This window comes from Flavobacterium defluvii, assembly GCF_900129555.1.
Classification (GTDB): domain Bacteria; phylum Bacteroidota; class Bacteroidia; order Flavobacteriales; family Flavobacteriaceae; genus Flavobacterium; species Flavobacterium defluvii.
In genome coordinates, this window is record NZ_FQWC01000007.1 from 227,801 (window position 1) to 247,676 (window position 19,876).

Here is a 19,876-nt window from a genome sequence, read left to right on the forward strand (position 1 = left end):
TCTGAATCTCAATTCTATTGCCTTAAATTTGTTTTACTTATAATCGATAATAAAAATGGAAATCAGAAAAATTCAGGCTTCAGAAACCTGGCAGATAAGACATGAAGTCATGTGGCCAGATAAGCCCTTTGAATTTGTACAGTTAGAAGAAGATAATTCAGGATTTCATTTTGGAGTTTTTGAAGAAGATAAATTAGTTTCTATCGTATCCTGTTTTATTGAAGAAAAAGAAATGCAGTTTCGAAAATTAGCAACTTTAGAAAAATTTCAGGGAAAGGGAATTGCATCAAAGCTTTTAGAATATATCCTGAATTTTGCAAAAGAAAAAAAGATAGAAAAAGTCTGGTGTAATGCCAGAACCAGCAAAAAGTCTTTTTATCAGAAATTCGGAATGAACGATACTTATGAAACTTTTATAAAAGCGGGTCAGGAATTTACAATAATGGAAATTAAACTTTAAAAAATAATAATCTCATAATTTATTGTAAGTTTTTATTTTACAGTTGTTTATAATTTTATTTTTTGAAAAAATAGTACTTTTCTTCATCTGTTCTTCATATAGAAAACCGATGAAAACGTTTTCGTTTTATATAACTGTTAAACGTTGTTAAAATTTCTTTTTTTGTTTTAATTCTTTTATTACTTTCGCACCCAAATGAGAAAGTTAATAGTATTTTTAGTATTCATGAATTTGCTTCTGTTAGGCGGAGGCCAATATCTTAATGCAAATACTTTTTCTCATAATCATAGTCTTGCACAAAAACACAGAGTTAAATTTACAAGTCAGGATAGAGGCTCATCGATTATAGAAGATGCTGATGTTGATCTTGAAGAAGACCTTGTGGGAAATGATGATGCTAATTTACTTACGGGTAAGTTTTTTGCTGTTTCGTACAGTTTAGTAGACACAATGTATCTAACACTTTTAGATCAGTCTGCTGCGAATGATTCAAATCGTTTAAAAATTTCTACGCCTATATTTGGGCATTCAAATCCTATCTACATTACTCTACGAGTATTAAGAATTTGATTTTACAATATACATCGGTTACCTAAGTTGTGATCTCCATATCTCGTTGATGTATATTTTTACTTCTACTTATATGAAAGTTAAGTTCTGACTGAGGCTGACTGATGCATTTATCATCTTAACAGAATCATTATTCCAAGCATTCAATCGCTTAATTTCCAAACTAAATCATGAAAAAAATTATCGTGTTCACGGGCTTGATTGCCCTAGTGTGCCTAACTAGTTGTACATCTAAAAAAGAAGAAAAAGAAGAAGTAGAAAAATTCACGGTTACAAACCCTGTTAGAATTGACACTTCATTTACCAAACAATATGTTTCGCAGATTAAATCTGTTCGAAATATCGAAATCCGTGCTCAGGAAAAAGGGTTTTTACAAAACATTTATGTTGACGAAGGTCAGTTTGTAAAAGCTGGACAATTGTTGTTCAGAATTATGCCAAACATGTATCAGGCAGAATTACTTAAAGCACAAGCAGAGCAAAAATCTACAGAAATTGAATTGCAAAATGCTAAATTACTGGCAGATAAAAATATTGTTTCTAAAAACGAATTGAGTGTTGCACAAGCAAAACTACAATCTGCAAAAGCAGAAGTAGCACTGGCAAAACTACATTTATCATTCACAGAAATCAGAGCTCCATTTGACGGAACTATCGACAGAATTCCTTTAAAATTAGGAAGTCTTATTGATGAAGGCGAATTATTAACAAGCCTTTCAGACAACAGCCAAATGTTTGCATACTTCAATGTTTCTGAGCCGGAATATCTTCAATATCAAACTGATGTAAAAGACCGAGCTGACAATAAAGTAAGCTTAGTTTTGGCAAATGGAGATACTTTTAAAGAAAAAGGAAACGTAGAAGTTATCGAAAGTGAATTTAATAATGAAACAGGAAACATTGCTTTTAGAGCAAGATTCCCAAATTCAGGAAAACTACTTAGAAATGGTGAAACCGGACAAGTCCAAATGATGGTTCCGCTTAAAAATGCTATCGTAATTCCGCAAAAAGCAACTTATGAAATTCAGGATAAAAAATATGTTTTTATAGTAGATAAAAATGATAAAGTAAGCTCAAGAGAAATCATAATTACAGGTGAAATTCCAGATTTGTATGTGATAAAAAGCGGAGTTACTGAAAATGATAAAATTTTACTTGAAGGGGTTCAGAAAGTAAAAGAAAATGATAAGATTAAATATGAATTCCAATCGCCAAAAGAGGTAATCAATCATTTGCGTGTTAAAGCAGAATAATTTCTGTCTCGATTACCAATTGATTCGCATTTATTTTAATCATAAAAAAGTATAAAAATGTTTAATAAATTTATTCAAAGACCAGTACTGTCGATAGTAATATCGCTTATCATTGTCTTTTTGGGAGTACTTTCGGTATTAAATTTACCAATTACCCAATTCCCGACAATTTCACCACCAATGGTGAATGTTACTGCAGATTATCCGGGATCAAACGGTGAGTTGATGATCAAGGCGGTTGTTATTCCCCTTGAAAGAGCTTTAAATGGTGTTCCCGGAATGAAATATATGGCTTCTGATGCCGGAAACGATGGTGAAGCAACAATTAAAGTTGTATTTAACTTAGGAACAGATCCTAATCAGGCAGCAATTAATGTTCAAAACCGTGTGGCTTCGGTTACCAATAAATTACCTCCATTAGTAATTCGAGAGGGTATTAAAATTACCCGTGAAGTACCAAGTATGCTTATGTACGTGAACCTTTATAGTACGGATAAAAATACCGACATGAAGTTCTTGTACAACTATGCTGATATCAACGTACTTTCTGAATTAAAAAGGGTAAACGGTATTGGTTCCGGAGATATCTTAGGTACACGTGAATATGCTATGCGTATCTGGCTGAAACCAGATCGTATGTTGGCTTATAAAATTTCTGCTGATGAAATAATGGAAGCATTATCAAGTCAGAGTTTGGAGGCTTCTCCGGGTAAAACAGGGGAAAGTTCCGGGAAACGTTCTCAGGCGTTTGAGTATGTATTGAAATATTCAGGACGTTTTACAACAAAAGAACAATATGAAAATATCGTAGTAAAAGCCAATCCAAACGGAGAACTTTTACGTTTAAAAGATGTTGCCAAAGTTGAATTTGGAAGCTCGATGTATGATATCTATTCTAACTTGAATGGAAGACCTTCTGCCGCTATTGTATTAAAACAATCTTTTGGTAGTAACGCGAATCAGGTTATTGAAGAGGTAAAAGCGAAATTAGAAAAAATCAAACAAAAATTTCCAAAAGGAATGGATTATGAAATCTCTTATGACGTTTCTAAATTCCTTGATGCTTCTATCGAAAAAGTAATCCATACCCTGGTTGAAGCTTTCGTTTTGGTAGGTTTGGTAGTATTCCTGTTTTTAGGAGACTGGCGCTCGACGGTTATTCCGGCAATTGCGGTACCCGTTTCGCTTGTAGGAACCTTTGTGTTCATGACATTTTTTGATATTTCATTAAACTTAATCACATTATTCGCTCTGGTTTTGGCGATCGGGGTCGTAGTCGATGACGCAATTGTAGTTATCGAAGCCGTTCACGCCAAGATGGAAGAGGAGCATCTGTCGCCATTTAAGGCAACTAAAAAAGCAATGCACGAAATTGCGGGGGCAATTATTGCGATTACTTTCCTTATGGCGGCAGTATTTATTCCGGTTGCATTTATGTCAGGTCCTGTTGGGGTATTCTACAGACAGTTCTCTGTAACTATGGCAACGGCAATTATACTTTCTGGTATTGTGGCTTTAACTTTGACACCGGCACTTTGTGCGATGATGTTAAAAAATAATCATGGTACACCTAAAAAGAAAACACCAGTAAATAGATTTATAGACTGGTTTAATGATAAATTTAATCTTGCTCAGGGCAGATATCAAAATCTGTTAGGTAAAATTATCGACAGAAGAGTAGTTACTATCGTGGCGCTTCTTGGTTTCTGTGCAGGAACATGGATAATAAGCAGTAATGTTCCTTCAGGATTTATTCCAAATGAGGATCAGGGAATGTTTTATGCCGTTATTCAAACACCTCCGGGATCATCACTAGAAAGAACTAATAATATAGCAGAGAGAGTTCAGAAAATTGCAGAAACTATCGATGGAGTAAAATCAGTTTCGTCATTAGCAGGTTATGAAATCTTATCTGAAGGTACAGGAGCAAACTCAGGAACTTGTTTAGTGAACCTTAAGGACTGGAGCGACAGAAAAGAATCTGTTCTTGAAATCATGAAAGAAATGGAGGAAAAATGTAAAGATATTGCAGGAGCAAATATCGAGTTTTTCCAGCCGCCAGCTGTACCGGGTTATGGTGCTGCCGGAGGATTTGAGCTTCGTTTGTTAGATAAAACGGGTTCTGGAGATTATAAAAGAATGGAGCAGGTAAATAACGATTTTGTTGCTGAATTAAACAGACATCCGGAATTGTCGAACGTATTTAGTTTTTACAGTTCTAGTTTCCCTCAGTATATGATGAAAGTAGACAATGATCTGGCACAGCAAAAAGGTGTTTCTATCGAAAATGCTATGAACACATTGTCAACGCTTGTGGGAAGTAACTACGAAATCAGTTTTATTAAATTTGGTATCAACTATAAAGTAATTGTTCAGGCTTCTCCTGAATACCGCGCACTGCCAGAAGATATCCTGAAATTGTATGTAAAAAACGATCGTGATGAAATGGTACCTTTTTCTGCTTTTATGAGATTAGAAAAAGTATATGGACTTTCTGAAATTACAAGACATAATATGTACACTTCTACACAAATTAGTGGTTCTGCAGCTCCGGGATATAGTTCCGGAACAGCGATTAAAGTAATTCAGGAAGTTGCAGCAAAAAAATTACCAAGAGGATATGATATTGACTGGGCAGGTATTTCTGCCGATGAGGTTGCTCAGGGTAATCAGGCAATTTGGGTATTCTTAATCTGTTTAGGATTCGTTTACTTAGTATTAGCAGCACAATACGAAAGTTTTATTCTGCCTTTGTCAGTAATTCTTTCATTGCCAGCGGGTATTTTTGGAGCTTTCCTTCTGTTAAAATTAACCGGATTAGAGAATAATATTTACGCTCAGGTTGCAATGGTAATGCTTATTGGTTTATTAGGTAAAAATGCCGTTTTGATTGTAGAGTTTGCTATTCAAAGACACGCAGCAGGATTATCAGTTTTACAAGCAGCAATGGAAGGAGCAAAAGCGAGGTTCCGTCCTATCTTGATGACTTCATTTGCTTTCATCGCCGGATTATTGCCGCTTGCTTTTGCAACTGGTCCGGGTAAAATTGGAAACAGAACAATTGGTACTGCAGCTGCGGGAGGTATGCTTGTAGGAACTATTTGCGGAGTATTTGTGATTCCGGGATTGTATTTCATATTCGCTAAAGTTGCCGAGAAGTACAAATTAGTAAAACATGAAGAAGAAAATCCACTAACAGAAGAAATTGATAACAATCATGTATAAAGTTAAAACATATCAATACAGTATTGCATTGGGCTTATGTCTTGCCGTGGCAGGATGTAAAGCTCCTGCAGCTGAAACAGCAAGTACAAGCGCTCCGGTTCCGGAAGCATTTGGAAACGTAAAATCTCAGGACACAACCAATATCTCTTCTCTAAAATGGAAAGAATTCTTTAAAGATCAAAACCTTGTAGAGTTAATTGATATTGCACTGAAAAATAATCAGGAACTAAACATGACTTTGCAGGAAATTGAAATCGCAAAGAATGATATTCGAGTTCGTAAAGGTGCCTTACTGCCAACAGTTGGAGTTCGTGCCGGAGCAGGAATCGAAAAAGTCGGCCGTTATACAAGCCAGGGTGCCGGTGATGCTACTACAGAAATTAAACCAGGAGTTGAAACACCAGATCCGTTACCGGATTATACCATTGCAGCTTATGCAAATTGGGAAGTGGATATCTGGAAAAAACTTCGTAATTCTAAAAAAGCAGCTGTAAACCGTTATTTAGCAACTGTTGAAGGTAAAAACTTTGTGGTTACAAATCTTATTGCTGAAATCGCCGATTCTTATTACGAATTATTGGCTTTAGATAGTCAGTTAGAAATTGTAAAACAAACTATTGAATTGCAGACAAACGCTTTAGAAATTGTAAAAGTACAAAAACAAGCTGCAAGAGCAACAGAACTTGGAGTTCAGAAATTTCAGGCTGAGGTTTTAACTTCAAAAAGTTTAGAGTTTGATATTCTTCAGAAAATAAAAGAAAACGAAAACAAAATCAACTTTTTGTTAGGACGTTATCCTCAGGATATCAAAAGAGATAAAACCAATTTTACAGATTTGCTTCCGGCAGCTGTAAATTCTGGAATTCCATCTCAATTGTTAACAAATCGTCCAGATGTTAAGCAGGCAGAATTAGAATTAGTTGCAGCAAAACTAGATGTAAAAGTAGCTCGCGCTGAGTTTTATCCTTCACTAGATATTTCGGCAGCTTTTGGAGTTCAGGCGTTTAAACCATCTTATTTGTTTACATTTCCTGAATCACTGCTTTATTCTTTAGCCGGAGATCTGGCTGCGCCTTTAATTAACAGAAACGCAATTAAAGCGGAATTTTCTAGTGCCAATGCAAGACAGCTTCAGGCATTGTACAATTATGATAAAACTATTCTAAATGCTTATTTAGAAGTTTCAACTCAGCTTTCTAAAATCGAAAATCTTCAAAAAGGATATGATTTAAAATCTCAGCAAGTTGACGCTTTAAATAGATCAATTGATGTTTCAAATGATTTGTTTAAATCAGCAAGAGTAGATTATTTTGAGGTTTTAATGACGCAGAGAGATGCATTAGAAGCTAAACTGGAATTAATCGATACTAAAAAAGAACAACTTAATGCTGCAGTTCATGTTTACAGAGACCTGGGCGGCGGATGGAAATAATATTGCCAATTAATTTGTAGAGAAAAAAGCCTTTCGGGAGTAAAATTCTGAAAGGCTTTTTTTGTTTTTGAGATTCATATTAAATTGATAGAAAATAATTATATTTATAAAATTATAAAGCGTATTTCCATGAAAAAGTTTCTGCTGTTATTAATCATTTTTAGTCTTTTTGGATGTAAAAAGTTTGTTGTTTCATTTGAACAGCCAACTGACAAGAAGTTGGATAATTTAAAGATGGAAGTGCTCCTGGACAAAAAGAAAGTTCAGGAAATTAATCTAAAAGCTGCAGACGGAATGCCTGGTTATGAAACGGTTTCGCTTTCAGTATCTGATGAGGGAAAACACCAGCTTCAGGTAAAAGTAAAAGACACAATATTTAATTATGAAATAAAATATCCCGAAGAAAAATATGTTTTGGTAACTGCACACTTAAAAAATAATGGAAAAGTACACGTCGGAATTTTAAAACAAGCGTACAAATACAGATTAATAAAATAAAAAAAGAGCCTTTTAGGATTTTACTCCCAAAAGGCTTTTTATTTGAATAGATAATTTAAGATAAAAAATCTTTAAACCACAATCCTGAATTTTTGATGGTTCTTTTTTGCGTTTCAAAATCAACATGAATTAATCCGAAACGAGCGTTATAACCTTCAGCCCATTCGAAGTTATCTGTTAAACTCCATACAAAATAACCTTCGACATTTAAACCTTCGTTTTTGGCTTTTAAAATTTGTTCTAAGTTATCCTGAATAAAATGAGTTCGTTTGATGTCAAATACTTTTCCGTTTGTAACTGTATCAGCGAAAGCTGCACCATTTTCGGTAATAATAATTTTTTTAATGTTTTTATATTCGTTGAATTTTTTCAAAACGTGATACAATGCAGGCGGATAAACTTCCCAGCCCATTTCGGTAGAAATTACATTTCGTTTTTCGGCACTTATTAATTCTGCGCCAATATAAGGAGTTAAAATAGAAGATTTTACAACTTCGCGTGTATAACACTGTAATCCGATGAAATCAAAATCAAAAGCAAGATTATTTAAATCATCTTTTAAAATATAATTATTAAGCTTTTTAAGAACCGGAAGATCTTTTTGCGGATAACCCAATCCTAAAATCGGTTCAATAAAAGTTCTGTTTAGTAATGTATCAACACGTTTTGCGGCTTCAAGATCCTTTGGATTATCTGTTGCGGGTTCGATATGCGTACATGAAAACGTAGTTCCGATATTAGCTTGCGGAATTCTGTTTCGCAATATTTTTGCACCTGCAGCTGTAGCCAAAGTAACGTGATGCATGGCTTTTAAATAATTGGTGATTCCTTTTTTTCCCGGTGCGTGAATACCCAGAAAATATCCAGCTCCCGTAAATACAGAAGGTTCATTGATTACTATCCAGTTTTTAACACGATCGCCAAAATATTGCGCACAAACTTCGACATATTCAGAAAACCATGTAACAGATTCTCTGCTTGTCCAGCCGCCTTTTAATTCTAATTCATGTGGTAAATCCCAATGATAAAGCGTAATCCAGGGTTCAATTCCCGAAGCCAGTAACGAATCGATAATTTTGTTATAATAATCAATTCCGGCCTGATTTACAGGATGAATTCCTGTTGGCATAATTCTGGGCCAGCTGATAGAAAATCGAAAATTAGGAATATTTAATTCCCGAATCAAATCAATATCGGTTTGATACGAGTTGTAGAAATCACAGGCGGTTAAGGCATTATGACCGTTTTTAATTTTTCCTTTTTGAGAAGTAAAAACATCCCAGATAGAAGAACCTTTTCCGTCGACATCATGTGCACCTTCAATTTGGAAAGCGGCGGTTGAAACACCCCACAAGAAATCTTCACCAAATTGGGTTTTGTTCAAAAATGAGTTTTCAATTTTATTCATTCAATAGTACTTTCCTTTATTTTAAACGATTTATTAGTGTAGGAAAGAAGATTGCATAGCTCTTAAAAAAAGCCATTCTTTGAATGATACCAGAAAATTTAGGTTAAAGAATTTCATAACGATTAGTTTTATATCAAATTAATAAAACTAATGTGAAATTATTGTAAAGCGATTATTATCAAAAGATTAAATAAAAAAAATGGAAAGATTTAATCTTCCCATCCGCAAAGAGTCAAACCCAGACCCTGGGCTTTTTTTTGTGTTGTTTTTAAAACTTCATGACTGCATGAACTTAAGCCGCGGCAGGTTTCTTTGTAATGGTATTTTTTTGCACCGGCAGAACCACAAATAAAAACGTAAGTTTCTGGTGGTCGAAATGAAGTTGAAAAAATAAAAAGTAAACGTAAAAGTAAAGTATATTTCATGAGTTATTTTATTTGACAATTAAATCGTATTGATTTCCTTTTTTATCTGTTGCTTTTAATTTACCGTATGCAATCCATTCGGTATTAATTTCGATTTCGGCAACGGTATCACTGTTTAAAATTCCGGCGCCATATTTTCCCTGAACATTTATGTTCCCAAAAACCGAATCGCCTATGGCATTTATTCCTTTTACATCGTAATTATATTCGTAATTTCCTGATGTTCCGGTTCGGTATTCGTAATGATAGGTTTTATTTACATGATACGTTTTAGCTTCTTCCGGCGTAATTGTTTTGCGATCATCGGCCGTAATTACCTCTTTATAAAATGTTTTTATTTGAGATGGAGGTGCAGAAGTTTTTTTGCAGGAATAAAATGTAAATAATAAAACTATGATGAAGTAGTTTTTCAGCATAGGCGTTTGTGGTATTTGGTTAGACTTAATTTGTTTTTGGATGTGATAAATCTAATTAGAATTATGGTTTTTAAAATGAGTATTTATACGGGATTTAATTCGGTTTCATAAAGAGATACAGTTTCTAATAATTCATTTTCATATTGGTAAATATCGTCTATTGATGCAATAGAAACTTTAGATTCTGTTTTGTTATTATTGAAAAGACTTAGGTATTTTTTACCTCCATTTAGATGAAGCCTGCACAAAGGTTTGCGATTATTATCATCTAAAAGAATTCCAAAATACGATTGCGTATCGCGATAGACAATTCGGCTAACTGGAAGTTTTCGTCGCAAAATAGCAACAACGATACGATAACCGTCAAGTTCTTCTTCTGTGGTAATAATTTTATTATCATCTTCAACGGTTATAGTTTCTTCATCCTGCTGTTTAATAGTTTCTTTTGTAAGAGCAGCATTTAGGCGATCATTAATTTTGTCATTAATAAATTGACTAACCGATTTTTGAACTAAATCTTTAAATTCGTCGACAACTTTTTCAGTCAATCTTCCCGTATATATTTTGCCTGCAAATAGTTTTGTAAAATCGTTTGACGGACTTTCTAATTCAGAACTAATCAGTTTTTTAATTTCTTTAATGTATTTTAATGAACTGGCATTGCTTACAATGTTGTCAACGTCGAAATTGGCTTTATGAAATTTGGCAATTTCGTTTATCGTATTTTCTTTTAGGTTGCAGATATCAAACTCTAAAAAAGGTTTTTCATCCATTTTATTCTGATCGTCCAAATCAGTAAAAAACTGATAATGAATTCCGTTTGTTAAAAGAGCAAATCGGGTTTTTGTAACATGAAAATAACGGAATAATTGTGAATTATGAACCGTAAGTTTTTCTTTCCAGCTTTTGCATTCGACAATAATTATAGGTTCACCGTTTTGAAAAATGGCATAATCTACCTTTTCACCTTTCTTTAAACCAAGATCTGCTGTAAATTCTGGTACTACTTCTAACGGATTAAAAGCATCGTAGCCCAAAACATGGATAAACGGCAGTACAAAAGCGTGTTTTGTAGATTCTTCGGTTTCAATTTTACTTTTCAGCTGATTTATTTTGTCAGCTAACGATTTTAGTTGAATATTCATTTCCATTGGTCTATAATTTTAAATTAATATTCAAATGTAAAACCAATAAAAATCAGTGTTTTATGGAAATCCGTAATGCGATAAAATTTTAAAAGAAGTTTTTTATGAGATAGATTTAAACAGAAAAAAGAGGACAATGAAATTCCTCTTTAAAAAAAATTAGGTTTTGCTTTTTATGCTTTTTCTAAAATAAAATCTTTGATAATTTTATCCATGTTCGAAGGCAGTTCTGCACTTTTAATTTCAAAATGACTGATTTTTATTTCCTTAAGCCATTTTGCCCAATAAGCCTTGATTACTTTTTCTTCATAAGGATTATTTTTGTCTGGATTAATGCCTAAAACCAGCACTTCAAGATTCGATAAATTAGTACCTGTTTTAACAAAACCAAAATTTTCGGTTGTAAATTTCTTTTCCCAGTCGTTTGTATTTAAACCATTTTGTTTAATTAATTGAGGCGTTAGATAGCTGGATAAATTACCATTTTTAAATTTTGTTCCGTCATAATACATATATCCGTCGGTTAAGATAACGAGGATATTTCTGAAGCCCTTCTCGACACATTGATCCTCTGCTTTGCTGTCGAAAAAATTCCAAATATCTGATCCAATATATTTATCGTCGTCAATTGCCGATTGATATATTTTTGATGTCTTCGCAGCATAAGTTTCATTTATGGAATTAAGCAATTTTTTTGACGCATTATTTTTGTCTACCGAAATTTTTAACTGATCTGCGATTGAATTAATTTCAGGGCTTTCTGGTTCAGGATTAAAAAATAACTGCATTTTATCATCAATCTGCCTCATTCTTTTTGACTTTAAATGTTGCGTAAAAGCTTCTGAAACAGATTTAATGTATCCTAAATCTCTCTGATAAAACTCCATTGTTGGGTTTGGATTTTTTTTGAGACTTATACGGTCTGATAAATCAACCAAAATACTGATATTGTAATTTTCTGAAACAGAGCTTTTAACATCAGTTTCTTTTTCTTCATTTTTAGAATCTTCTTTACATGAAAAAAATAGAATCAGCAGCAATGACAGTGAAATCTTAAGTAAAGTATTTTTCATTTTAATTAATTTTAGAATATATCAATTGTTGAAAATCAGGATCAACTAAGTTTAATCTTCCTAAATGTTCTTCGGATAAATTTTCGCAGTTTTCCAGTAATTCTACTTTTTCTTTATGAGGTAAAGCTATTTCTGTATTTATGGCCTGAAACCATCCTTCTTTATATTGGTGATGATAATGTAAATACTCTTTTACGGGAAAAACAAAACCATCAATTTTGGCTTGCAGCTCTGATATTTTCCCGTTTATAGTCACAATCTGCTCTTTAAAACCATTTATTTTATTAATGTATTCTGATTTCAATTTTTCTAAATCGATCAGGTTTTCTTTTTTACCTCTTATAAAAGCTCTGATTTTATCAATGTTTTCAAATTCTTTCATTACAAAATCAAAAACAAGTCCCCAGATAATATACACCACGAATCCGGCAAAAATTATCATCCAAAATTCAGCTTCTCCCAAAGCGATATTCAAATTGTAAGGTGCAGAATCTGTAGTTTTATTAAACTCATATATTTTTTTCTCGATTTGATAAGCCAGGAGGGCATCAAATAAAAAAGTGGTAATAAATAAAGCGGCCATTCTTAGTATATTTTTTATGCCTTTTCCTTTTTGTACCATGTGAATTACATAACCTAATCCCATAAATACAAACGGAATTGTTACAACCAAAACACCTTCGAGCCAGCTGGCTTTAAAAGAATTAGTTAAAGCGTCGGCATCAAAAATTGCAGCCGTTAAACTATCGTTTGCAAATTCCTTGAAAAAAGCAGAATACGATGCCGAAACATAAAAAACTAAAACATAAAGTGTAATAGGAAGAAGTAAAAATAAACCAATATAAAATTGGGCTTTTAAACCTTTACCATCTTCGATACCGTATTTGTCAGGATTGCGTTTTACTTCGATAATTTCGTTTTTTATCTGATCGATATTTTCATTGATATCCTGTTCTTTTTTTTCATAAATACCAATTGCTGCTTCAGATTTTTTAAGTTCAGTTCTGTTTTTTTCCTGTTCTTCGCGATACGGTTGTTTTAATCTGTCTTGCTCCATTTTTTGTTTTCGGCATTGATCTTCAAAACTCATATATAAATTCTGGAGGCAGGCTTTTAAAACAATAGGTTTTCCGGTAGCTTTTACAGAAGCAGCAAATCCGCTTTGGTAATACGTAATTCTAATTTGTTCTCTGTCTTCTTCATTTTCTTCGAAAATTTTAAAAGAAGAACCTTCAGATTTTTTTAAACTAAATAATTGGGTAAGTGTTTTCATAACTTATGCGTTTAGTTGACTAATAATTTCTTCTTTTCCGATGTTTTTTTGAACACAATCAATCAGATAATCAGATAAATCGTTGATGTTTTCTTCCAGAAAATCAAATTTTCTGCAATACTTTCTCAGCATATTTAATTCGTCATCGGTAATTTTTCCATCGGCCCAAATAATTCTCGTAAGATCGTATAGATATTCAATTTTTGTGTTTAAAGTTTCCGGAACAATAAATTCGGTATTAATTGGATTTAAGAAAAGCTTATCAAGTTCTTCTTTCGGAATTCCTCTTTCGTCTGCAAAATGATACAGCATTTGAAGTTCTAAAACATCAAACTGATCATCAGATAATGCCATTTGATATAATCTTAAAAAATGACTTTTTACTTCTAGTGTTATCATGGTTTTTGGTTATTTATTTAATTAGTCTTTCAGCAATTTCTTCTCTATCAATTATTGTTTGCGATGGAAGAATCATTTGAATTTTATTATCAATTGGATTTTGAAAAATTGAAAAATTTCCCCTGCAATTTTTATATCGAAATTGAAATGCTTTTAATCCTTTAATAAATCCTTCTTTTTGGGTTGTCTCAAAAACATAATGTGAACAGGATTTTTTAAAAATGCATTTTTTTCTTTTAGATTGAGGAATTAAAATCCAATACAATCGGATAATTAATAAGATTAAATATTTCATTTTTTCTGAAAAACAACCATTTGACTGTTTGTTGTATAACCAGGTTTTGCCCCTAGTCCAAAACATCCACTATCCGGATGAACAAATGTTGATACACTTTCTAAACGAACATATTCCCAGCCTTGATTAGTATAGTTTTTTATTAAACTCTCAAGTTGTTCAGCTACATGATTAGAAGTCCCTTTTTTAGGATCAATTGAAGCTACGAATGGTACTACTTTGTATTCCATAATTTTTCTAAGGTTTTGATTAATATTAAATTGATTTACATTTCAAAAGTAAACCCAATCAAAACCAGTATTTTACGGAAATCCATAATCCGTATTTTTTTAGGAAAAGAAATAAAAAAAAACCCTAAGGAGCTTTAAAAAATGAAGTGAAGAGAATTTAAATAATTCCCATATCTTTTGTAATCGAAACCAAATGCACTGTATTATTGGCTTTAAAAAAGTCTTTGAGTTTAGCCAATCTTTTTTCAATTATAGATAAGCTTACATATTCCCCATTTTGGTTTAGAAATTCTTTTATTTCTAATGAATTTTTTCCTTCGGCTAATAAATGAAGTATTTCGATGTCAGTTATATTATTAATACTGTCATAATTTTTAGGATCAAAAGATTCTGATATTGAAATAAGTTCTAATTCATTTTTACTTGGAATTGATTTTATTGATTCAAGATCATTAAAGTCTTTTAATGCTTCGGATAATTTATTAAAAACTTTTATTTCGATCGTAGGATTTAATTGAATTAGGTCATTTTTTAGAATAGGATTTAAATACAATACATCTTTATTTTCTGTATAATAATCTTGATCCTTTGAAATTATCCAAATGCGATTAATATTTTCAGCGATATTCAAAAGCATTTCCCAAGATAATTGATCTCCTAGAGGATCGCTTTTTTTCCCAGGTGGATTACCAATTTCTTTTCTTAGTCTTGCTTTGTTCAAATTATCAATTGAAGGTTTTCTAGATTTCTTGTATAATGACGATAATGCCTTAGATACATTATCTTCCGATGATGATACGTTTTGTAGTGTTTCATTTAAAATCTCTAGAAGCTTATTGTTAGATTCCTTAATTTGTATTTCTAACTCTTTTCTTGAATTATTCCATGAAATTAATTTTGATGAATGATCTTTATCCAGATGTTCTGGAAGTATTGTGTTAACTAGTGATACTTGTTTTGTATAATTATCAATTGACTGTTTAAAAACATTTAGTTTGTTTCTATCAATTTCATATTTGAATTGTTCAGTAAAAAAGATTTTATCTTTAACTTCTATTATTGAATTCAATAGTTTTTTAAATTCAGGACGATTTGAATTGTAAAACCCTAAAAAAATATTTGCATCAATATATAATATATTCATATGATTACATTGTTTATAATTGTGTTTTTTACGCTAAATGAAAACTTAAATAATTCCCATATCTTTTGTAATTGAAACTAAATGGATAGTATTGTTGGCTTTAAAAAAGTCTTTGAGTTTAGCCAATCTTTTTTCTACGGCGCTTTTACTGTTGGGTTTAATATCTGAGCTTTTAAAAATCTCGATAATTTCATCCTGAGAAGTTCCGGCAGATAAATATTTCAGGATTTTAATATCGACGTCGTCAATTTCGTAATTGTTTTTTTCTAGTAATGAAGGAGCAACTTCAGGGGAAATAAATTTTTGATCAGAAGTCGAAATTACATTAATCGCTTTTTTTAGTTCTACTATACTATTTCGGCTTTTTAATACAAAAGCGTCAATTTCAGCATTATCAAAAAGAGATTTAATACGAGGACTTTTGTCTTCGATAGAGTAAGCAATGATTTTAATATTGGGCTGTATTTCTCTAACTTTTTGAATCAGCTCGTCGCCATTACTAATTTTTACTTCACGATGATCTTTTTTAAACGAAAGATCACTAATTAATAAATCAAAAGGTTCATTATCCTGAATTGCTTTTCTTATTTTCAGAAAAGCATCGTCACAATATTTTGCGTGTTGAAAATTGACAATGTTGAGATCTTTTAAAGTTTGTTCGACAGCTAAATTAAATTCTTCAAAATCTTCGGCAATAATTACTTTTTTAAACATAAACTCTTATTTAGGCATTGTTATTTTAGCTTTAAAACCTTTATCAGGTTCAGTTTCAAAAGTAATAGTTCCTTTTATAGCCAAAATACGGTTTTCCATATTTTGCAAACCATTTTTTATAATTTTTGATTTATCACAGCCTTTTCCGTTATCTGAGTAGTTTATAAATAAGGCATTTGAGTTGCTTTCAAACTTTAAAACCACAACCGAAGCGTTACTATGTTTTTTCATATTAACCATTAATTCATGCAGCACTCGCTGAATGGCTATCTTTTTTAAGTCTTCAACAGAATCCCAATTTACTTTTTCGATTCTGTTAATACTAACGTTAATTTCATTACTACTATAAGCAGAAAGCATTTCTTTTAAATTATTAAAATAATTTGGTCCGGTATCAATATCATTATTTTCTCTCGAAATGCCTCTTACACGTGAATAAATATGATCTAGTTTTTGAACCAAAGTTTCCTTAGTGTTTTGAAATTCTAATGGTTGTGTCTGTGTAAAAGTTATGGTGTTAAAAACATCATTAGCCAATCCGTCATGAATATCTTTGGCAATTCTGGTTTCGGTTTCATAGGCTGTTTTTATTTCAACCAGCTTAGTTTTGTTTTTATAATGTTTTCTCAAATAAGCCAGTAAAAAGAAAAGCGATATAATCCCGATTATATAGAAAATGTTTTGAAATCGGGCTCTCTGAAGCGATAATTCATTTTCAGCTCTTTCTAATCGAAGTTTTTGATTTTCGTCTTTTTCTTTTTTAGAATCGTATTTTATTTTGGCAAATTTGTTTTTATAGTTATTTCGAACTTTTATTATGCTGTCGTTTATCGAAATATATTTTTGTCCGTATTGTATTCCGGCATCATTAGAAATTAAAAACGATAAAGCTCTCAAACGCTCGTCTACGCTATTAAATTTAGTTGCGATTTCGTAAGCGTTCTTTGCATATTCATTTGATTTTTTAATATCGGTTTTTGCATAATATTCGGATAGATGGAAATAGCTTTCAATACTTCCGTATGAATCGTCAATTTGTTTTCTCAGCTTTAGACTTTCGGTCATTAATTGCAGTCCTTTTTCGTTTAAACCTTTTTTAAAATAAGTAAAACCAAGATTGTCCATAACCCGGTATTTGCTTTTTAAAGAAGAGGTTTTATTATCGAATATATTTTTATTTAAGATAGATTCTAATATTTCAATTGCTTTATCATATTTATTTTGTTTCATATAAACTACCGCAATATTATTTAAGGGAGATTGTCTAGAAATAGAATCACTAACATCTTTAATTGCCTGTTTATAATAGAAAATGGCATCATCGTAGATAGAAAGTTCTTTATCTGCAATTCCGAAGAAATTATTAATTGCTGCACTGTAATTAATATCGTTTTTTACATAAGGTAATGCCTCGGTAAGTGTTTCTTTACTGCCATAATAGTCACCGTTTATTTGCTGGATTTGCGCCATTTGAACAAGATTAAAAGCAATGTTTCCACTGTCTTTAAACTTTTCAAAAGCTACTTTTGATTTGTTGAAATAATAAAACGAGCTGTCGTATTTGTTTTTTTGAAAATAAGAGATAGCTTCCTTTTGTAAGCTTGAAGCATAGTTTTTTATTGGATTAACTTTATAAATAGTTGTGCTTTTTTCTTCACATGAAAGAAAAAAGAGAAGAATAAATAAAATAAAAATCGGGGATCGCAGCATGATAGTTACTTTCCCCGAATTTAGTAAATTAATAAAATTTACAAGTTTTTAATTATTATTTTTTTGGTGGATTAATCGTAATAGGATCATCACCAGGTCCTGGAGGCGGATCACTCGCTTGTGTGTCATTAGGAATTACCTCTTTTTGTATTTCAGTTTTTTTAGCATCTGTTTCGAATTCGTCAGCAGTGCAAGAAAATAATGTAGTTGACAATAGCGCGCACGCTCCCAATAAATATAGAGTTTTCATTTTTTTAATTGTTAAAAATTAGACAAAGGCGCTGCGGGCCGGAATTATTTCCGGGTTTTTGGATTTTGCAACACCCAATTTTTTTGGGAAGTGAAGTGCGTAGAACAGTAAGATTTTTATTTATACTTCCCAGATAAACTCCGTCTTACGGTTTTCCACACTTTGATTTAAACTAGTTTTGTACATTTGTTTTTGACCTGCAGATCAAAGCGCTAACTAATTTTGTTGAAGCAAAGTAACGGCGGTTTTAGAGCTGTATGGATCGAAAAGTCGGGAAAGTCGAATATGTTTTTCTAAAGTTCGAATAAGTTTTATAAAGTCATAAAAAGTCGAATAAAGTACTTTAGAAAAAGTTTTAAAAAGTTGAAAAATGCCTATGCCAAACTATACTTTTGAAGATTATAAAAATGCGATTAAAGCAAAGTACGAAGAGGAAGTAAGAGGAGGATATTCAAATAATTTGAATTCTCCAACTCCAGCAAACCTTAGAAATTTGTGTCTAAAAAGGTTTAATACAAATACTAAAAAAGAAGACTTAATTATTTTTGAATCTTTTTTTGAGTTTGCGTTTGATAAAGACAAACGAAATTTGTATGGAGATTTGGAACTAAATAAATTGACATCAGTTCAGAGGTTTCTTCTAGGTAAAACAGAAACTCCAACAGAAGATACAGTTCAATTTTCTGCAATTTTAGTTGATTTTCAACCTAGACCTTTTTTTAAATTTATGGAAGAATTTAGAGAAGAAAATAATGAAGAAGAGAAAGAAGAGGAATTGAAAAAAGAGCTAAGAGGCACTAATTTTTCTAATGATTTATCTGAAGAAAAAAAATATGTAGATGTAAAGATAGAAGAACCAAAAAATGAAGTGCAAGAGATTTTTCCCTCAATTCCAAAATTACCTATAGTAAATGTTCCAGTAAAAAAGAGAAGAACACTTTCAGAAATAATTTATAGAAGAACAAAACCAGTTATAATTATCACAACATTTATTTTTTCTTTAATAGCAGCAGTAATTTATTTTGCCTTTTTCCAAAAACACTGCATGCAATGGTCAGAAGATCATTATGAAGTAGTAGATTGTTCACCAAATGAATCAGCATTAAATGAAATAATTCCTTATGATGAGAGTCTTTTAGATTTTAAGAAGCTTAAAGCCTGCGATACGACAACTTGTTTTAGAAAAAATGGAGAAGCTTTTGTGTGGTATGGAAAAAGAGGAGATGAGGTTGATTTTTTTAATAATAATGGAAATGGAAGACATCCTGAGACTAATGGGGCTTTAAGACCAGTTACATCTTATATGTTTGGAAAATATTTAAAAGGCAAACCATGTAAATAAAATGCGATTTATGTAAAATATTCTTAAAATCATGGAAATTTCTGTAAGATTATACTTTTAATTTAGCATTATTAAATTAATTCAATAAAAAACAAATCGACATGAAAAGTAAAAACATATTATTCGTATTAGCCTTAAGCTTGGGAATGTTTGCTACGTCTTGCAGCAACGATGATAATGAAGGAGAAACAATTATTCCGTTAGCAGGAAAATATAATCTTAGCCAGACAGGAACTATTGTTAATGGACAAGAAGTATTAGTAGACGCTCCACAAAATCAAAGTGGATGCAGTAGAGATTATTTGGAATTAAAATTAAGTAACGCAGCTGTTATTGGTGATTACAATGGTGAAAGTTGTGCTTTAACACAAACAGAAGGAACTTACGTAAGATCTCATAATGATTTAACGATTACTATTGGTAATACTAGTTCAGTAAGCGATATCATGAATCTAACGAATAAAGAATTGAAACTTAAAGACAAAACTACTGGTGTTATTACAGTATATACCAGATAACTTTGTGTAAAGTACTCCTAATTCAAATGAATCAGGATGAAAACGGAAACGGCTTAGTAAAGTTGTTTCCGTTTTTTTATGAATTTATTCTGGGAA

Annotated in this window: 21 protein-coding genes; 8 read left to right on the top strand and 13 right to left on the bottom strand. The window is 31.8% G+C overall.

Annotation, left to right across the window (positions count from 1 at the left end; translation table 11 throughout):
- The first annotated feature begins 55 nt into the window (after nucleotides 1-55).
- From BUC29_RS16035 to BUC29_RS16060, 6 genes are all read left to right on the top strand, one after another.
- The gene (locus BUC29_RS16035; RefSeq protein ID WP_073417180.1) at nucleotides 56-460 is read left to right on the top strand and encodes a GNAT family N-acetyltransferase; all 405 of its coding nucleotides are present in this window, start codon (nucleotides 56-58) and stop codon (nucleotides 458-460) included.
- 195 nt (nucleotides 461-655) lie between these two features.
- Entirely contained in the window at nucleotides 656-1,030 is a 375-nt protein-coding gene (locus BUC29_RS16040) for a hypothetical protein (RefSeq protein WP_073417181.1), read from the top strand.
- Between the two features lie 170 nt (nucleotides 1,031-1,200).
- A complete protein-coding gene (locus BUC29_RS16045) occupies nucleotides 1,201-2,283 on the top strand; it encodes an efflux RND transporter periplasmic adaptor subunit (RefSeq protein WP_073417182.1) in 1,083 nt (360 codons plus the stop codon).
- A gap of 57 nt (nucleotides 2,284-2,340) precedes the next feature.
- Nucleotides 2,341-5,508 (top strand): efflux RND transporter permease subunit, encoded by a 3,168-nt coding sequence (locus BUC29_RS16050; protein ID WP_073417183.1) that lies wholly within the window; start codon nucleotides 2,341-2,343, stop codon nucleotides 5,506-5,508.
- The gene (locus BUC29_RS16055; protein WP_073417184.1) at nucleotides 5,501-6,940 is read left to right on the top strand and encodes a TolC family protein; all 1,440 of its coding nucleotides are present in this window, start codon (nucleotides 5,501-5,503) and stop codon (nucleotides 6,938-6,940) included. The genes BUC29_RS16050 and BUC29_RS16055 overlap by 8 nt, the downstream gene beginning before the upstream one ends.
- Before the next feature lie 129 nt (nucleotides 6,941-7,069).
- On the top strand, nucleotides 7,070-7,438 hold the full coding sequence (locus BUC29_RS16060) for a hypothetical protein (protein WP_073417185.1): 369 nt from the start codon (nucleotides 7,070-7,072) through the stop codon (nucleotides 7,436-7,438).
- 55 nt (nucleotides 7,439-7,493) lie between these two features.
- Here the strand turns inward: BUC29_RS16060 and BUC29_RS16065 are convergent, their stop codons facing one another.
- The 13 genes from BUC29_RS16065 to BUC29_RS16125 all read right to left on the bottom strand — a co-directional run bounded on the left by BUC29_RS16065 (nucleotide 7,494) and on the right by BUC29_RS16125 (nucleotide 17,920).
- Nucleotides 7,494-8,846, bottom strand: coding sequence for a GH1 family beta-glucosidase (locus tag BUC29_RS16065; RefSeq protein WP_073417186.1), 1,353 nt, complete (start codon nucleotides 8,844-8,846; stop codon nucleotides 7,494-7,496).
- A gap of 209 nt (nucleotides 8,847-9,055) precedes the next feature.
- Entirely contained in the window at nucleotides 9,056-9,271 is a 216-nt protein-coding gene (locus BUC29_RS16070; protein ID WP_073417187.1) for a hypothetical protein, read from the bottom strand.
- Between the two features lie 8 nt (nucleotides 9,272-9,279).
- A complete protein-coding gene (locus tag BUC29_RS16075; RefSeq protein WP_073417188.1) occupies nucleotides 9,280-9,687 on the bottom strand; it encodes a hypothetical protein in 408 nt (135 codons plus the stop codon).
- Between the two features lie 83 nt (nucleotides 9,688-9,770).
- Nucleotides 9,771-10,838, bottom strand: a complete 1,068-nt coding sequence (locus BUC29_RS16080) for a type I restriction endonuclease (RefSeq protein WP_073417189.1) — start codon at nucleotides 10,836-10,838, stop codon at nucleotides 9,771-9,773.
- Nucleotides 10,839-11,005: 167 nt separating this feature from the next.
- Nucleotides 11,006-11,905, bottom strand: a complete 900-nt coding sequence (locus BUC29_RS16085) for a hypothetical protein (protein WP_073417190.1) — start codon at nucleotides 11,903-11,905, stop codon at nucleotides 11,006-11,008.
- Nucleotide 11,906: 1 nt separating this feature from the next.
- A complete protein-coding gene (locus BUC29_RS16090) occupies nucleotides 11,907-13,178 on the bottom strand; it encodes an ABC transporter permease (protein ID WP_073417191.1) in 1,272 nt (423 codons plus the stop codon).
- A 3-nt stretch (nucleotides 13,179-13,181) separates the two neighbouring features.
- Nucleotides 13,182-13,577 carry a tellurite resistance TerB family protein gene (locus BUC29_RS16095; protein ID WP_073417192.1) on the bottom strand — a complete coding sequence of 132 codons (396 nt, stop codon included), beginning with the start codon at nucleotides 13,575-13,577 and terminating at the stop codon, nucleotides 13,182-13,184.
- A gap of 13 nt (nucleotides 13,578-13,590) precedes the next feature.
- Nucleotides 13,591-13,938: a membrane protein insertion efficiency factor YidD gene (gene yidD / locus BUC29_RS16100; RefSeq protein WP_317043492.1), complete on the bottom strand. Its 348-nt coding sequence runs from the start codon at nucleotides 13,936-13,938 to the stop codon at nucleotides 13,591-13,593.
- Nucleotides 13,869-14,102, bottom strand: a complete 234-nt coding sequence (locus tag BUC29_RS16105) for a hypothetical protein (RefSeq protein WP_073417194.1) — start codon at nucleotides 14,100-14,102, stop codon at nucleotides 13,869-13,871. Before BUC29_RS16105 ends, yidD begins: the two co-directional genes overlap by 70 nt.
- Before the next feature lie 157 nt (nucleotides 14,103-14,259).
- Nucleotides 14,260-15,246 (bottom strand): PIN-like domain-containing protein, encoded by a 987-nt coding sequence (locus BUC29_RS16110; protein ID WP_073417195.1) that lies wholly within the window; start codon nucleotides 15,244-15,246, stop codon nucleotides 14,260-14,262.
- A gap of 45 nt (nucleotides 15,247-15,291) precedes the next feature.
- Nucleotides 15,292-15,960: a response regulator gene (locus BUC29_RS16115; protein ID WP_073417196.1), complete on the bottom strand. Its 669-nt coding sequence runs from the start codon at nucleotides 15,958-15,960 to the stop codon at nucleotides 15,292-15,294.
- A gap of 6 nt (nucleotides 15,961-15,966) precedes the next feature.
- Nucleotides 15,967-17,430 carry a tetratricopeptide repeat-containing sensor histidine kinase gene (locus tag BUC29_RS16120; RefSeq protein WP_317043493.1) on the bottom strand — a complete coding sequence of 488 codons (1,464 nt, stop codon included), beginning with the start codon at nucleotides 17,428-17,430 and terminating at the stop codon, nucleotides 15,967-15,969.
- A gap of 295 nt (nucleotides 17,431-17,725) precedes the next feature.
- On the bottom strand, nucleotides 17,726-17,920 hold the full coding sequence (locus tag BUC29_RS16125; RefSeq protein WP_073417198.1) for a hypothetical protein: 195 nt from the start codon (nucleotides 17,918-17,920) through the stop codon (nucleotides 17,726-17,728).
- 370 nt (nucleotides 17,921-18,290) lie between these two features.
- Here BUC29_RS16125 and BUC29_RS16130 point away from each other — a divergent pair, with 370 nt between their 5' ends.
- The gene (locus BUC29_RS16130; RefSeq protein WP_073417199.1) at nucleotides 18,291-19,262 is read left to right on the top strand and encodes a hypothetical protein; all 972 of its coding nucleotides are present in this window, start codon (nucleotides 18,291-18,293) and stop codon (nucleotides 19,260-19,262) included.
- 146 nt (nucleotides 19,263-19,408) lie between these two features.
- Nucleotides 19,409-19,780, top strand: coding sequence for a lipocalin family protein (locus BUC29_RS16135; protein WP_244160838.1), 372 nt, complete (start codon nucleotides 19,409-19,411; stop codon nucleotides 19,778-19,780).
- Nucleotides 19,781-19,876 lie beyond the last annotated feature (96 nt).

Excerpts from the sequence above, each read along its gene's own strand:
- BUC29_RS16050 (WP_073417183.1), top strand. The coding sequence starts at position 2,341 with ATGTTTAATAAATTTATTCAAAGACCAGTACTGTCGATAGTAATATCG.
- BUC29_RS16110 (WP_073417195.1), bottom strand. The coding sequence starts at position 15,246 with ATGAATATATTATATATTGATGCAAATATTTTTTTAGGGTTTTACAAT.
- BUC29_RS16090 (WP_073417191.1), bottom strand. The coding sequence starts at position 13,178 with ATGAAAACACTTACCCAATTATTTAGTTTAAAAAAATCTGAAGGTTCT.
- BUC29_RS16045 (WP_073417182.1), top strand. The coding sequence starts at position 1,201 with ATGAAAAAAATTATCGTGTTCACGGGCTTGATTGCCCTAGTGTGCCTA.
- BUC29_RS16120 (WP_317043493.1), bottom strand. The coding sequence starts at position 17,430 with ATGGCGCAAATCCAGCAAATAAACGGTGACTATTATGGCAGTAAAGAA.
- BUC29_RS16085 (WP_073417190.1), bottom strand. The coding sequence starts at position 11,905 with ATGAAAAATACTTTACTTAAGATTTCACTGTCATTGCTGCTGATTCTA.
- BUC29_RS16095 (WP_073417192.1), bottom strand. The coding sequence starts at position 13,577 with ATGATAACACTAGAAGTAAAAAGTCATTTTTTAAGATTATATCAAATG.
- BUC29_RS16125 (WP_073417198.1), bottom strand. The coding sequence starts at position 17,920 with ATGAAAACTCTATATTTATTGGGAGCGTGCGCGCTATTGTCAACTACA.
- BUC29_RS16055 (WP_073417184.1), top strand. The coding sequence starts at position 5,501 with ATGTATAAAGTTAAAACATATCAATACAGTATTGCATTGGGCTTATGT.
- BUC29_RS16105 (WP_073417194.1), bottom strand. The coding sequence starts at position 14,102 with ATGGAATACAAAGTAGTACCATTCGTAGCTTCAATTGATCCTAAAAAA.
- BUC29_RS16080 (WP_073417189.1), bottom strand. The coding sequence starts at position 10,838 with ATGGAAATGAATATTCAACTAAAATCGTTAGCTGACAAAATAAATCAG.
- yidD (WP_317043492.1), bottom strand. The coding sequence starts at position 13,938 with ATGTTTTGGACTAGGGGCAAAACCTGGTTATACAACAAACAGTCAAAT.
- BUC29_RS16065 (WP_073417186.1), bottom strand. The coding sequence starts at position 8,846 with ATGAATAAAATTGAAAACTCATTTTTGAACAAAACCCAATTTGGTGAA.
- BUC29_RS16040 (WP_073417181.1), top strand. The coding sequence starts at position 656 with ATGAGAAAGTTAATAGTATTTTTAGTATTCATGAATTTGCTTCTGTTA.
- BUC29_RS16135 (WP_244160838.1), top strand. The coding sequence starts at position 19,409 with ATGTTTGCTACGTCTTGCAGCAACGATGATAATGAAGGAGAAACAATT.
- BUC29_RS16035 (WP_073417180.1), top strand. The coding sequence starts at position 56 with ATGGAAATCAGAAAAATTCAGGCTTCAGAAACCTGGCAGATAAGACAT.
- BUC29_RS16070 (WP_073417187.1), bottom strand. The coding sequence starts at position 9,271 with ATGAAATATACTTTACTTTTACGTTTACTTTTTATTTTTTCAACTTCA.
- BUC29_RS16060 (WP_073417185.1), top strand. The coding sequence starts at position 7,070 with ATGAAAAAGTTTCTGCTGTTATTAATCATTTTTAGTCTTTTTGGATGT.
- BUC29_RS16130 (WP_073417199.1), top strand. The coding sequence starts at position 18,291 with ATGCCTATGCCAAACTATACTTTTGAAGATTATAAAAATGCGATTAAA.
- BUC29_RS16115 (WP_073417196.1), bottom strand. The coding sequence starts at position 15,960 with ATGTTTAAAAAAGTAATTATTGCCGAAGATTTTGAAGAATTTAATTTA.
- BUC29_RS16075 (WP_073417188.1), bottom strand. The coding sequence starts at position 9,687 with ATGCTGAAAAACTACTTCATCATAGTTTTATTATTTACATTTTATTCC.